Genomic DNA, 14,289 nt, shown 5'->3' with positions numbered 1-14,289 from the left:
AATGAACCACGAGTCCGTAAACGTCGCCCAAAAATTTACCCCTTGATGACGAAACCCCGGCATGAATTACGCAAGCAATTGCAAACTGCTTAAACCGCAAGGGTTTCGGCTTTTCTTAGTGCCATTCGGTACATACCACCGACAAAACTCGGACATTACTTCCAAACACGAGGCGGTTCGCTGGGTGTTGGGATTCCGGGAGCGATCGGTATTAAGCTGGCTAATCCAGATAAAACTGTGTTTGCCTTCACTGGTGATGGCGGCAGTATGTATACGATCCAAGCCCTCTGGACTGCTGCCCACCACAATATAGATGCCAAATTTGTCATCTGTAATAATCACAGCTATCAAATTCTCAAGTTGAATATTCTGCACTACTGGGGCGAGCAACAAATACCAGAACACGACTACCCATCTTCTTTTAACCTCTGCAACCCAAGTATCGATTTCGCTGAATTAGCAAAGTCTTTAGGGGTTCAGGCGATTCGGGTAGAAACCCCAGATCAGATTGCCCCAGCTATCCAAAAAGCATTGGATCATAACGGGCCATTTCTGATTGATTTGGTACTGACAAATGAAATTGTCGGTACAAAGATCGGTGTCAAGTGTGGTCAATAGTAGACCGGAATTTTTACTGAATTAACAGGGAGAAAAGCAATGACAGTAGCTAAATTAGCACCTTTAACAGAATTAGAAATCAAGCAACTAGCAGCAGACTGGTATTTGAAACTAGATGTTCACGCTCCGCTAGAAGATTATATTCCTTTTCTAGCTGAAGATGGTCTAGAAATGCGCTTTCCTGAAGCTACAGTTTATGGTTTTGATGGATTTAAAGGTTGGTACGATCGCGTTATCGGGATTTTCTTTGATGAAGTCCATACTTTAAAGGAAGTCAACGTTACACCTTCAGGAGACGAGGCGAGTGTTCAAGTCATCGTCAAATGGGAAGCTAGTGTGTGGAATCCACCAGCAGCCAAAAGTCAACGCATTGTTTTAGATGCTTATCAAACTTGGATCGTGAAGCGATCGCCTAATACTGGTAAGCCAGTAATTGCAACCTACATTGTCGATTCACTTAGTTATTATGAAGGATCTGCACGTCTTTAAGATTGCAGACATCCGCGAAAAAACAAAGTTTTGGGGTGCATATAACAGATTGTATGTAGTTAATAGCGCTCCAAACTTATAATTACATGAAAATTACAGAAGATAAAAAAATGACGGTTTCAACAATTTCACTTGGGCGGAAATTCTTTGACAAACATATCGAGACTATTTCTGCCGGAAAAATCGATGAAATGGTGGATAGGGATTATGCAGAAGATGCTGTATTAATCACCTTTTTTAATGGGTTTGAAAATACACCAGCACCCATCACAGTTAATGGTCGTGAAAATATCAAAACATTCTTTCACGATTACCTGAGAACAATCGAATATATTGATATCAAATCTCTGGACTTCACTGAAGCGGAAGACGCTATATTTTTCCAAGCGAAATTCAACTGTAAACTTGGTCAAGTCTCAGTTGGAGATGCTTGGACTCTTCGTAATGGACAAATTGCTTATCACTTTGGTTTTTGGGTTTCCTAGAATAGCACTAATTTTAGGAGATGTCTACGGCGGTAAACTACGCGCTTGTTTGTAGTTTGCAAATAGTAGTCTAAGCTGATGTGCATCTAAATTGTATAGTACGAAAACGTAAAATTATTGTAGTGCGGGCATCTTGTCCGCATCGCATATACAAATTAAATACGCAACAGCTTACCACAGTGACTTTACCTGGTATGTAGTAAACACTTTAGTATTTGTAGGGTGCGTTAGCGTTTCGCGTAACGCACCAAACCCTTGATAATAGTGCGTTACGCTGTCGCTAACACACACTACGTATCTGTTCAAAAATCAAATAGGAGTCCTATATGTGGTAAACACTTTAGTGTTTACTACATACTTAACTTAAGTGCAACTCGGTTTTATTTCCATCCTCACCATAATTTGTTTCAGTCGGAATACCCTACAATAGAGGATTACTATGAGTACACCCATAGAACAATTGCTTGTATCTCCCATCAGCAAGCTCTACAAAGAGCATATCGGTTTCATTAAAGCGAAGAATGTTGATGGTTTACTCAATCAGTATGCTGATGATGCTCTGCTGATTAGCACCTTAACTGAAGACCGCCAGCCGCTCTACGTGCAAGGTCGTCAAGCACTCAAAGAGTTCTTTGAAGGTCGCATTTTCGGTTTAGAAGATTTTGAAATCAGGCTCAACCAGTGGGCTGAAACTGAAAACACGCTGATGATGGTAGAAGAGTTAAAAACCGCAAGTAAAACTGGTGAAGTCGGTAGTGTAGAGTTTTACGATAACTGGTTTTTGCAAGATGGAAAAATCGCTATCCACTTTGCCGGTGTAATTCAGTATCCTGATAAAACTTATGTAAATGCAGGAACAGTTAAATCAGAAGCACCTGACTCTCCATTGGGTAAGTTTTATAAAGAGCATATCGGCTTCATTAAAGCGAAGAATGTTGATGGTTTACTCAACCAATATGCTGATGATGTGCTGCTAATTAGCACCTTAACTGAAAACCGTAAACCTCTTTATGTACGTGGTCGTCAAGCGCTCAAACAATTCTTTGAAAGTCGGATTTTCAGTCTAGAAGATTTGGAAGTCAAGCTTGACCAGTGGGCTGAAACCGAAAATACTCTGATGATAGTTGAAAGCCTGAAAACCAGAAGCGTCAATGGTGATGTTGGCGAAGTCAGTTTCTATGATAACTGGGTGTTGCGCGATCGCAAAATTGCTGTTCACTTTGCTGGTGTAGTTCAGTACCCCGATGGAACATACGCATAACTACAGCGGAATTCAGGAGCGGAGCCAGAGACGCTGCGCGGCTTGGCGTCAGAATGGGCTACGCCCCGCTGCGCTAACAGGAGTAAAACAGGCTTTAAGACTGAGTTCGTGTACTTCACCAAGTTAAAATCTGCTATAAGTTCACTTTTTTTCTGTCAGTAAGGACTGAAGTAATGACTTTGCTAAAAGTTTCTCAAATGGCAATCAGCTGCAAAGATCCAATTGCAACTGAAAAATTCTACACGAAATATTTCGGGTTTAAACGGGCAAGGGTTGCACCTGTTGGTAATAATGAGCAGATTGTCTTTCTGAAGTTGGGCGATATGTATCTTGAACTCTTCCAAGCTAAGGGAGAAACCCCTGTGCCTTTAGCCACCCAAGATGGTCCTACTTATCCAGCTTGGCGTCATTTTGGTTTTCAGGTTGATGATGTTGATGCTAAACTAGCTGAGATTGGCAATGATGCAAAAGTAACCCTTGGGCCACTCAACTTTGATGGCTTTATTCCTGGGTGGCGGACGGTTTGGGTATCCGATCCCGATGGTAATATTGTTGAAATTAGCCAGGGATACGTCGATCAAGAGAATCCACCAGCATTGCAGGCAAATTGAGGGTAATTTCAACTTAACTATATACAGCATTCCGCAATCAGAGATGAACAAGTTCAGAATTAAAATTCTTGTCTACTCGTTAATCTTTGTTCAAAACCTAGATGGAATTGCTGTATATAGTCTAATTGGCGATCGCAGAAAGAAACTCATGAATACTTTCACAAACTGGAAAACCCTTAACTGGTCTGAATATGGTGCAGAGTTGGTGGGAACTGCTTTCAATCTCTTGGTTGGATTCAGTATCATCACCTTCAATTTTGGCAAAGGCTTACCTATGGAGCATCTCATTCCGGCAGTAAGTCCTCGTTTATTAATTAATGGTCTCATTTTTGCTGGAAGTGGTGCATTATTTAGTATTTCCCCTTTAGGAAAATTGAGTGGTTCGCACCTCAACCCCGGCTTATCATTAGCATTTTGGTTGCAAGGCAAAATGCATAAAAAAGACTTAATTGGATATATTTTTGGTCAATTTATCGGTGCAATTATTGGCACGTCTTTAGCATTAGCTTTGTGGGGAAATTACCTGGTTAGCGTCAATTATTGCATCACTTCACCTGGAATAGGTTATCCTTTGTGGTATGTATTTTTAGCTGAAGTTTTCATGACATTTTTGTTAGTATTGTCTATCTTCATCTTCTTAAGTCATCATCATTTATTGCGCTGGACACCTGTAATGGTATGGCTGCTAGTGGCAACTATGGTCTGGTTGGGAGCGCCGATTTCTGGCACCAGTTTGAATGCAGCACGCAGTTTTGGGCCGGCTTTATTAGCATGGTCTTGGCAAAACCAGTGGCTTTATTGTATTGCATCCCCATTAGGAGCAATAGTTGCCGTGAAAGTTTTTCAACTGATATCTATGGGTGAAAGTGAAGTTTTAACAGGGAAACTTTTTCATGTTCCTAACTATCGTTGCATTTTTAAGAATGTAAAAGTACCATACCTGGCAAAGCATCAGTAGATTTAAGCTAGAAACAACAAAGTTGCTGCCAAGGTATAACTAGCAAAAAATCAGGTATATATCCCTCTTTTATTACTTTTGACAGAGAATAATCTATAAGCTCGATCGCTTTCAACTTTCACAACACATAAGTTAAAATGATGAGATTCTGCGGAGTAGATAACATAAGCGATCGCCAAATTTTTCACTACATCTGAACCTTACCAAAGGTAGAGTATTTTTCTCTCCTCAGAGGGATAAAAGAGGGATAAATAAGAATTCAGCACTTGGAAATCAAAATTTGTCAAGAGTCTAGTATGATCGGTATATTAATTCATCAAATACGATCCTGATACTTAAACTATTCTGACTTCTGAATTCTTGCAAAGATTGTTTTAGTTGAAAGTCATTTATTAAGACCTGAAAACATCAAAATATTCTAGAAGGAAAAAGTCAATGAAGAAACTAGAAGGTAAGGTAGCTTTAGTAACTGGTAGTAGCGGCGGAATTGGTCAAGCTGTTGCCGTATATCTGGCTGAACAAGGTGCAGATGTGGTGATTGACTACCGTTCTCATCCTGAAGGCGCTGAAGAAACTCTGTCGAAAGTAGAAGCGACTGGTAGCAAAGGTTTAACTGTTAAAGCCGATTTAAGTGTAATTGCTGATATTCGTCAACTCATAGACCAGGGTATTCAACACTTTGGTAAGTTAGATATTCTCGTAAACAACGCTGGTATCGACGGTCGGAATGCTGATTTCTGGAACATCACCGAAGCCGACTATGATGCAGTGATTGACCTGAACCTCAAAGGTACATTTTTCGCCACTCAAGCGATCGTGCAGCACTTCATTGAAACCAAGCGAACTGGCAAAATCATCAATATTAGCTCCACCCATGAGGAAATAGCATTCCCCCATTTCACTGCCTACTGTGCCAGCAAGGGCGGTGTGAAGATGATGATGCGTAACCTAGCAGTTGAGCTTGGACCTTTGGGAATTACAATTAACAATGTGGCTCCTGGAGCAATTGAGACACCAATCAATAGTAAGCTGTTAAATGACCCCGAAAAATTAGCAGCGTTGTTGAAAAATATTCCCCTGGGTCGTTTAGGCAAGCCAGAGGATATCGCGCCGATAGTTGCCTTCTTAGCGTCAGCCTATGCTGACTACATCACAGGCGCAACCTTCTACGTAGATGGGGGATTGAGCCGTAACTATCATGAGCAGTAGGTAGTTTCTCTTGAGCGATCGCTCTCATGCTTCACCCGCCCATAAGTGGTACTATGACAGGACTTACGCAATAACTCTCTAAAACTCTTATTTCTCTGCGTCCTTGGCGTCCTTCTCCCAAGGGGAGACGCTAACGCGAAGGCGGTTCGTTTTTTCATTATTTTGCGTAAGTCCTATATGAATTTGACTTAGCCAGGGAACAGTTTGGGGCTGGCTAATTGGGCCATTTGTTTTAGCCCACCTACGTGTTTTTAACGATCCAGCCCAAGCTCAGAGTTTACTTCAGCCAATGGCTAATCATCTATGCACTCACGGCGTCGGTAGTCTCAGTGAGATTTTTGATGGCGATGAGCCACTCAGCCCACGAGGTTGTATTGCTCAAGCCTGGACGGTGGCAGAAGTGCTTCGCGCCTGGATAGCAACAGAACCGACCACAGAGAATTCTGAGTTTTAAGTTTTGCATTAATCCAAAATCAGCATACAAGCCTTGTGCCGTTAGATTCTTAATCCAAAATCCCAAATCTAAAATCGCCATGACTCAAGAAGAAGCAAGATTAGCAGCAGACCGCGATCGCACAGCCTATTGGAAACGATGGGGTTCCTACCTGAGCGAAAGACAGTGGGGAACGGTGCGGGAAGACTATAGCCCTGATGGTACCGCCTGGGAATTCTTTCCCCACGATCATGCTCGCTCCCGCGCCTATCGCTGGGGAGAAGATGGGATTGCGGGAATTTCTGATAATCATCAGCGATTATGTTTTGCGATCGCTCTTTGGAATGGTGAAGATGCAATTCTCAAAGAGAGACTTTTTGGTCTCACAGGGAATGAGGGGAATCACGGAGAAGATGTTAAAGAATACTACTTCTACCTGGATAACACCCCTACTCACTCCTATATGAAATATCTTTATAAATATCCCCAAGCTGCTTTTCCATACGGTCAGCTGGTAGAAGAAAATCGCCACAGAGGTCGCCAAAGTCCAGAGTTTGAATTAATCGATACAGGTATATTTGCTCAAGACCGCTACTTTGATGTATTCGTTGAGTATGCTAAAGCTTCACCCGAAGACATTTTGATTCAAATCAGCGCGATAAATCGAGGTTCAGAAGCAAAAACGCTGCATCTGCTGCCCACGCTCTGGTTCCGCAACACCTGGTCTTGGACTGATAATCAACAAGAGAAGCCCTGGTTAAAAATTAGCCAATCGAACTCTGATCTCAGCACCATCGAAGCTTATAACCCTTCTTTAGAAACCCGGTGGCTCTATTGTAATGAAACTCCAGAGCTACTATTTACAGAAAATGAGACTAATAATCAAAGATTGTTTGCAGTCAACAATGCTTCGCCATACGTAAAAGATGGCATCAATAATTATGTCGTGAATGGGGAAAAAACCGCTGTCAATCCCAACCGCATCGGCACTAAATTTGCAGCTCGTTACGAATTAGAAATTGGTGCAGGTGAAACCAAGATAGTACGGTTGCGGTTAAGTGATGTGCAAAATTTAACTGCACCATTTGGAACTGAGTTTGAGACAATTTGGCAACAGCGCCAGCATGAGGCGGATGAATTTTATCAGCGGATTTCTCCATTACCGATGTTAGAAGACAGACGTAATGTGCAGCGGCAAGCATTTGCTGGCATGTTATGGAGTAAACAATTTTACTACTATGTCGCCGACCAATGGCTAAAAGGCGATCCAGCAACCCCGAAGCCACCAGCATCACGGCTCAATGGCAGAAATCATGAATGGTTTCATTTATTTAACGACGATATACTTTCCATGCCCGATAAATGGGAATACCCTTGGTTTGCGGCTTGGGATTTAGCTTTTCATGTAATTCCGCTCTCGATGATTGACCCCGACTTTGCCAAGCTGCAACTCAGTCGCTTGACACGGGAGTGGTATATGCATCCTAACGGTCAGCTACCAGCTTATGAATGGGCTTTTGGTGATGTCAATCCACCCGTTCATGCTTGGGCAGCATGGCAAGTTTATCAGATTGAGCAAAAAATCTATGGTCGTGCAGATAAAAAATTTCTGGAAAGTGTCTTTCAGAAATTACTGGTGAACTTTACTTGGTGGGTTAACCGGAAAGATTTAGAAGGCAAAAATATCTTTCAGGGTGGCTTTCTCGGTATGGATAATATTGGTGTCTTCGATCGCAGCGTTCAACTACCAACTGGTGGATATCTGCAACAAGCAGATGGTACAAGTTGGATGGCGATGTATTCTTTGAATATGCTGACCATCGCCCTAGAGTTAGCAAAGGAAAATTCCACCTATGAGGACATCGCCAGCAAGTTTTTCGAGCATTTCCTCTACATTGCTGATGCCATGAACGGCGTTGGCGATAGCGAAATAGCGCTATGGGATGAAACTGATGGCTTTTACTACGATGCTCTACATTTACCTGATAGTCATCAATTTCCCATGAAAGTGCGATCGCTAGTGGGGTTAATTCCCTTATGCGCCGTGAGTATTTTAGAACCAGAAACCTTAGAACGGCTTTCAGGTTTTAGAGAACGGACGCAATGGTTTCTGAAAAATCGCCCCGATCTGACACGAAATATCGCTTGTATGCAGAAACAGGGGGTTGGTGAGCGTCACCTGTTGGCGATCGCCTATCCAGATAAACTCCGTCGCATCCTAGAAAAAATGTTAGATGCAACAGAATTTTTCGGACCTTATGGAATTCGCTCTGTTTCTAAAGTCCATGCGTCCCATCCTTACGTTTTGACCGTAGATGATCGGCAGTATCGAGTAGATTACGAACCTGCTGAATCTAGCACAAGGATGTTTGGCGGTAATTCAAACTGGCGCGGGCCAATTTGGTTCCCGATTAATTATCTACTGCTAGAATCGCTACAAAAGTTCTATCGCTACTTTGGTGACGATTTCAAAGTTGAGTGTCCCACCGGTTCTGGACAAATGATGACACTCAAGGAAGTATCAATTGAATTAGCTCAAAGGCTGATCAAAATTTTTCTGACTGATGCTTCCGGTAAACGACCTTTTTATGGTGGAACAGAAAAATTTCAAACTGACCCCAATTGGCGCGACCTGATTCTGTTCAATGAATACTTTAATGGAGATAATGGCGCAGGTATTGGTGCTAGTCATCAAACTGGTTGGACAGGTTTAATCGCCAAATTAATTCAGCAATGTACAGAACAGATTTTGTCAGATTAAATTTACGGCGTTGCTGAATTAAGGGATGATTCTTGTAGGGTGGGCATCTTACCCGCCCAGAAATACAGAGGACGCTCATGTTTCCCATCCCACAAAACTAGCAAAATCATCCCGCAAATATGCAACGCCAAATTTACCAAAGCAGAGAAAACTTGATTTTCATTTGTATAAACTTCTAATTCTCCTTAGATATTGTGTATGAAATCAATCTAATATCAATTTGAAAAAAGAATGCGATAGATGGGTAGGGGCACAACATTGTTGTGCCCTTACGAATAATTTATGTATCACAAACATTATTTGAATTGGTATAAGGTACGTTCGCTCAAGGTAAGGCACTCTACAATTTAAGGCAATTCTATTCACTAAGTAGATGGGCGTAAATAAACAACCCATTTCAAATCAACGAAACGTTTACGCTATATTTCTTTTGACTTTTGACTTCACGGCGGTACTAGGCAAGTTTTTAACTGCGTTTATTTATTATCAAAAGAATACAAACACACTCCGAAAGTTAAACCCTTGTAACTAAATTAAGCAGGCATTAAAATTAATTATATAAGCTACTTAATTGGTAACTCGATTATCGGCACAAGTAGATTTAATTTCGCCAAAGAGTTGCGAAAATTTGACTTAGCAATTACTCGAAATTCATGAATAGAAAATCTATGAATAGATGATACAAACATTGAAGAAGAACTCAGAAGTCAGAATTCAGGAGTCAGAATCAATCAGTCGGGGATTCAGACCCGCGACTGATAGCGTAGCGTTAGCGAGTCATCAAGCGTCTTGAAGACCACCAAATCTACGATTTATTAAAGGTAGAAAATGGTGCAGAGTCGTGGATACTGCTCTTTCTTCTCCAATGGATATTGTAGAACCAGGGGAAGAAACTCTAGTTTCAGGTAATATCTATGCTGTTAAAGAGCGTAGCGTTGTTGTTCTGATTTCTAAATGGTTTCCAATTAATGAATTTCCAATTCGGAGTGAATTCAATGAGTAATATAGACTTCTCATTTTCGGATTTGATTGCTGGGTATGTTACCGCTTTTGATTCAAGTAAAGGAGATTCTGGTACTTTCGATCTCAAAACTTCAGATGGCAGGAAATTTGAAGTAGCATTGACCTCAATGACCTATGGTGAACTAGTACGCAATTTAAATGAGCCTTTCTTTGATTGCACTAGCCAAATAAGTTCAATGCTCGTTCCAGATTGCTATCTTTTCGTGTATGGCATTTTTTATCCTGAAACAGGCGAGCATAAGTTTGAAGCTAAACACATAGTTTTTCTGGGTAGAACAGAAAACGAGTATCTTTTTGAAAGACCAGATTGGTGGGTTAAGCAAATCCGAAGCTTGGGCGATTTTTACCTCAAAGCTCAGTTTGAAGATGGCGAAATTGATTATCGGAAATATCGCACTGGTATCGGTTTAGTTGGTTCCAAAGAAGATAGTAATCGTCAGGAAACTGATACTATTTCTCGCCTAGTTTACGGTTTTGCCACAGCTTACATGATGACTGGGGACGATCGCTATCTGGAAGCCTCGGAAAAAGGTACTGAATACCTGCGCCAACACATGCGTTTTCTCGATGAAGGCGAAGGAATTTGCTATTGGTATCACGGTGTTGATGTCAATCCCGGCGGTAGCGAACAGAAAATATTCTCCTCAGAATTTGGAGATGATTATGATGCTATTCCAGCCTATGAGCAAATTTATGCCTTGGCTGGCCCTACCCAAACCTATCGGATCACCGGCGATCCACGCATCATCAAAGATATCGAGTTAACGATTAATCTGTTTGACAAGTATTTCTTGGACAAAACAGAGAAAGGAGGATTTTTCTCCCATATCGATCCGATTACTCTCAGTCCCCATTCTCAGACTCTAGGCCACAATCGTGCCAAGAAAAACTGGAACTCGGTAGGTGACCATGCCCCAGCTTATTTGATCAATCTGTGGTTGGCAACTGGCAAAGAAGAATACGCAACTTTCTTGGAGTACACCTTCGACACCATTGAAAAGCGTTTCCCCGATTATGACCATAGCCCATTTGTTCAAGAACGTTTTCATGAGGATTGGAGTCACGATACAACTTGGGGATGGCAGCAGAATCGAGCAGTTGTAGGTCATAACCTCAAAATTGCTTGGAACCTAATGCGGATGAACCACCTGAAACCAAAAGAAAACTATGTGACTCTGGCAGAAAAGATTGGAGAAATCATGCCAGCAGTCGGTAGCGACCAACAGCGTGGCGGTTGGTACGATGTGGTGGAACGCACTTTAAAACCAGGACAAGAGGTACACCGCTTTGTTTGGCATAATCGGAAAGCTTGGTGGCAACAGGAACAAGCTATCTTAGCCTACCTAATCTTGAGTGGTTCACTTGATAAACCTGAATACCAACGCCAAGCTCGGGAAGCAGCAGCTTTCTATAATGCTTGGTTCCTGGATTACGTGGCTGGGGGTATCTACTTCAACGTTCTGTCAAATGGGATTCCCTACTTGTTAGGAACAGAACGAGGTAAGGGAAGCCACTCCATGAGTGGTTATCATTCCTTTGAATTGGCCTATTTAGCTTGCGTTTATACAAATCTGCTGATTACTAAACAGCCAATGGATTTGTACTTCAAACCAAAACCAGGTGGCTTTAAGGACAACATTCTGCGAGTTGCACCAGATATCTTACCACCAGGTAGCGTGCGGATTGGGGATGTTTGGATCGATGGGCAAAGGTATGCTGATTTTGATGCTGCCAACCTGACAGTCAAACTACCGATTAGTCAAGACGCTGTGAAAGTTAGAGTTCGACTTCTGCCGACTCAAGTATCTTTCGACGCAACAGTGTTGGAAGTCAGTAATGGTATTGCCAAAATCTCCTTAACTGGGTTATTGGATGCCAATGGCGTGGTACATTTTCAGGAAGCCATAACCAAAGCCACAGCACAGCCAATTAATCGTCTCGTCTTACTACTACAAAACTTGGAATGTATTACTACTGCTGGTCTGCGGGCCCTAATTTTTACTAAGCAAAAACTGGGTTCTCATGTTGAACTCTACATAGTCGGCGCACCGGAGAATGTAAAACAATTTCTGACTACGAGTGCATTTTGCGACAGTATAACTGTCTTGGAACGGTATGAAACTGCTGAGATGGCCAGTGTGTAGATTGCATTAAAAGACGTTTTAGTAGTCCTAAAAATTGGATAGCAAATACACGATTCCAACAAGGAAACTACGGTTTATCCAAAGCTATTAGGACTACGCTCAATAGAGTTCGGTTAAGGAAAGTTATTTGTTGAAAGGAGTAAAGAGAGCAGGGAGAGCAGGGAGTGTGGGGAAGTTTTTCTTTCCCTGTACCCCTAGCCTCCCTTACTTAGTCAATACAACTTTTTATACTGATAAACAAAAAATATTGAGTAATTATTTCACCTTACTCAGTACTCAGCACTGAGTAAGGTGAAATAATTACAAACATCATCCCCAGAAAGGAGCTATTTTGGTAAATCCTGTACTACTTACTGTTGACGATGACCCCGGAGTTTTACGAGTAATAGAGCGAGATCTCCGACACGAGTATGGCGATCGCTTTCGGGTACTACGAGCCGACTCTGGTGCAAACGCTTTGAGAGTATTGCAACAGGTAAAATTACGTAATCAGACAGTGGCGCTCTGTGTGGTAGACCAGCGGATGCCACAAATGTCGGGTGTGCAGTTCCTTGAACAGGCTATGCAAATTTTCCCGTCTGCAAAACGAGTTTTATTAACAGCTTATGCGGACACTGATGCTGCCATCTCTGCAATCAATACAGCCAAGATTGATTACTATCTTCTCAAACCGTGGGAACCGCCACAAGATCTTCTCTATCCAGTTCTTAGCGACTTACTAGACGATTGGGTTTCGTCATACCGCCCACCCTTTGAAGGTATCCGGATTATTAGCTCTCGTTGGTCGCCCAAGTGCCATCACATTAAAGACTTCTTAGCCCGCAATCATGTGCCTTATCAGTGGCTAGATATTGAGACAGATGAAGAGGCGCGTCAATGGCTGACTTATAGTCAATGTAATATGACACACCTACCACTAGTAATATGTCCTGACGGTTCATATCTCACACAGCCAACCCACCCCGAAATTGCTGAAAAAATCGGGTTGAAGATGCACGCCCAAATGCCCTTTTACGATTTGGCGATCGTGGGCGCTGGCCCGGCTGGTTTGGCAGCCGCAGTCTATGGAGCCTCTGAAGGTTTACGCACAGTATTAATTGAAAAAGAGGCTCCAGGGGGACAAGCAGGAACAAGTTCTCGGATCGAAAACTATTTAGGCTTTCCTCAAGGAATTGCTGGATCGGAATTAGCTCGCCGCGCCGTTACTCAAGCGAAACGATTCGGGGTAGAGTTTCTCTCACCTCAAGAAGTAATTGACATTCGCTTGCAAGATTCTTATCGGATCGTCAAGCTGAAAGACGGGACAGAATTAAGCTGTTACGCATTGTTGATTTCCACAGGTGTCTCATACCGCAAGCTTGATGTACCTGGAATTGAGGATTTGACTGGGGCTGGTGTGTACTACGGTGCAGCAATGACGGAAGCACTCTCCTGTCAAAATGAAGATGTTTATGTAGTTGGCGGAGCTAACTCCGCCGGACAGGCTGCGGTATACATCTCTAAGTACGCTCGCCATGTGACTATGTTGGTACGCGGCAATTCACTGGCTACAAGTATGTCAAAGTACTTGATAGACCAAATTTTAGCAACAGACAATATTACAGTACGGTTTCACTCGCACATCGTTGAGGTTCATGGTCAGACTAACCTTGAAGCAGTTACGATCGCTAACACGAAAACTCACGAGCAAGAAACCATTCCCACAAAGTTGCTATTCATTTTAATTGGCGCGAGACCACACACTGATTGGCTAGATGGGACTCTAGAGAGAGACGAACAAGGATTTATTATCACCGGGTCGAGCCTGATACACAATAAACGATGTTCAAAGGCATGGAAACTCGATCGCGAACCCTTCCTGCTTGAATCCAGTGTACCAGGCATCTTTGTGGCTGGAGATGTGCGTAACGGCTCTGTGAAGCGAGTTGCTTCTGGGGTTGGAGAGGGTGCGATCGCAATTCAGTTTATCCATCAATATCTAAGTAAGGTGTAATTATGGATGTAATGATGTTAGATGCTTTGCGTCAAGTGTCACTTTTTGCACAATTGACAGATGAGCAATTCCAATGGTTGTCTGAACACGGCCATGAACGAATGGCACTAAGAAAAGCTACAAACCTTGCTGCATAAGCATTACAAGTATTAATGCGTTAATAGCAGTGGGCGCTTGGCTGCGATCGCTATTTTTTGTAGAGGCTGTGAAATGGAAGCGATAACGGTGGAGGGTTGCCCAAAAAGTTTTTGAAGGTAGAAAAAGCTTACTCGTCTGTGAAATACTTTTTTTGAGACGAGCAAGC

The 14,289-nt window shown here is 42.4% G+C and carries 13 protein-coding genes and 1 pseudogene; 12 read left to right on the top strand and 2 right to left on the bottom strand.

Translation table 11 applies throughout. The features are described 5' to 3' along the window. Nucleotides 1-66: 66 nt before the first annotated feature. The gene (locus tag CDG79_RS44395) at nt 67-282 is read right to left on the bottom strand and encodes a hypothetical protein (protein WP_223278523.1); all 216 of its coding nucleotides are present in this window, start codon (nt 280-282) and stop codon (nt 67-69) included. Here CDG79_RS44395 and CDG79_RS34740 point away from each other — a divergent pair. The 12 genes and pseudogenes from CDG79_RS34740 to CDG79_RS34680 all read left to right on the top strand — a co-directional run bounded on the left by CDG79_RS34740 (nt 181) and on the right by CDG79_RS34680 (nt 13,985). Beyond that, nucleotides 181-618 carry a thiamine pyrophosphate-dependent enzyme gene (locus CDG79_RS34740; protein WP_223278524.1) on the top strand — a complete coding sequence of 146 codons (438 nt, stop codon included), beginning with the start codon at nt 181-183 and terminating at the stop codon, nt 616-618. The genes CDG79_RS44395 and CDG79_RS34740 overlap by 102 nt on opposite strands. A gap of 39 nt (nt 619-657) precedes the next feature. Next, nucleotides 658-1,107 carry a hypothetical protein gene (locus CDG79_RS34735; RefSeq protein ID WP_094346164.1) on the top strand — a complete coding sequence of 150 codons (450 nt, stop codon included), beginning with the start codon at nt 658-660 and terminating at the stop codon, nt 1,105-1,107. 86 nt (nt 1,108-1,193) lie between these two features. After that, on the top strand, nt 1,194-1,592 hold the full coding sequence (locus CDG79_RS34730; RefSeq protein WP_094346163.1) for a nuclear transport factor 2 family protein: 399 nt from the start codon (nt 1,194-1,196) through the stop codon (nt 1,590-1,592). A 439-nt stretch (nt 1,593-2,031) separates the two neighbouring features. Beyond that, the gene (locus tag CDG79_RS44390; protein WP_223278522.1) at nt 2,032-2,853 is read left to right on the top strand and encodes a nuclear transport factor 2 family protein; all 822 of its coding nucleotides are present in this window, start codon (nt 2,032-2,034) and stop codon (nt 2,851-2,853) included. Between the two features lie 197 nt (nt 2,854-3,050). Further along, the gene (locus CDG79_RS34715) at nt 3,051-3,464 is read left to right on the top strand and encodes a VOC family protein (RefSeq protein ID WP_262985867.1); all 414 of its coding nucleotides are present in this window, start codon (nt 3,051-3,053) and stop codon (nt 3,462-3,464) included. Between the two features lie 43 nt (nt 3,465-3,507). Continuing rightward, nucleotides 3,508-4,422, top strand: coding sequence for an MIP/aquaporin family protein (locus tag CDG79_RS34710; protein WP_223278521.1), 915 nt, complete (start codon nt 3,508-3,510; stop codon nt 4,420-4,422). A gap of 435 nt (nt 4,423-4,857) precedes the next feature. After that, nucleotides 4,858-5,631 (top strand): glucose 1-dehydrogenase, encoded by a 774-nt coding sequence (locus CDG79_RS34705; protein WP_094346162.1) that lies wholly within the window; start codon nt 4,858-4,860, stop codon nt 5,629-5,631. 193 nt (nt 5,632-5,824) lie between these two features. Next, nucleotides 5,825-6,085 (top strand): annotated as a pseudogene (locus CDG79_RS34700) (amylo-alpha-1,6-glucosidase); the annotation flags it as partial. Nucleotides 6,086-6,164: 79 nt separating this feature from the next. Next, the gene (locus tag CDG79_RS34695; protein ID WP_094346161.1) at nt 6,165-8,825 is read left to right on the top strand and encodes an MGH1-like glycoside hydrolase domain-containing protein; all 2,661 of its coding nucleotides are present in this window, start codon (nt 6,165-6,167) and stop codon (nt 8,823-8,825) included. A gap of 841 nt (nt 8,826-9,666) precedes the next feature. Continuing rightward, on the top strand, nt 9,667-9,828 hold the full coding sequence (locus tag CDG79_RS34690; RefSeq protein WP_189525234.1) for a hypothetical protein: 162 nt from the start codon (nt 9,667-9,669) through the stop codon (nt 9,826-9,828). Next, nucleotides 9,821-11,992, top strand: coding sequence for an AGE family epimerase/isomerase (locus CDG79_RS34685; RefSeq protein ID WP_094346160.1), 2,172 nt, complete (start codon nt 9,821-9,823; stop codon nt 11,990-11,992). Before CDG79_RS34690 ends, CDG79_RS34685 begins: the two co-directional genes overlap by 8 nt. A gap of 331 nt (nt 11,993-12,323) precedes the next feature. Next, nucleotides 12,324-13,985 carry an FAD-dependent oxidoreductase gene (locus tag CDG79_RS34680; protein WP_094346159.1) on the top strand — a complete coding sequence of 554 codons (1,662 nt, stop codon included), beginning with the start codon at nt 12,324-12,326 and terminating at the stop codon, nt 13,983-13,985. A 117-nt stretch (nt 13,986-14,102) separates the two neighbouring features. Here CDG79_RS34680 and CDG79_RS44385 read toward each other — a convergent pair. Continuing rightward, nucleotides 14,103-14,289: hypothetical protein (locus CDG79_RS44385; RefSeq protein WP_223278472.1), on the bottom strand; the 187-nt coding region annotated here is incomplete at its 5' end.

It is taken from the genome of Nostoc sp. 'Peltigera membranacea cyanobiont' 232 (genome assembly GCF_002245985.1).
Taxonomy (GTDB): domain Bacteria; phylum Cyanobacteriota; class Cyanobacteriia; order Cyanobacteriales; family Nostocaceae; genus Nostoc.
The sequence above is the reverse complement of the archived record's forward strand: the minus strand, read 5'-3'. Positions and strand labels throughout refer to the sequence as shown.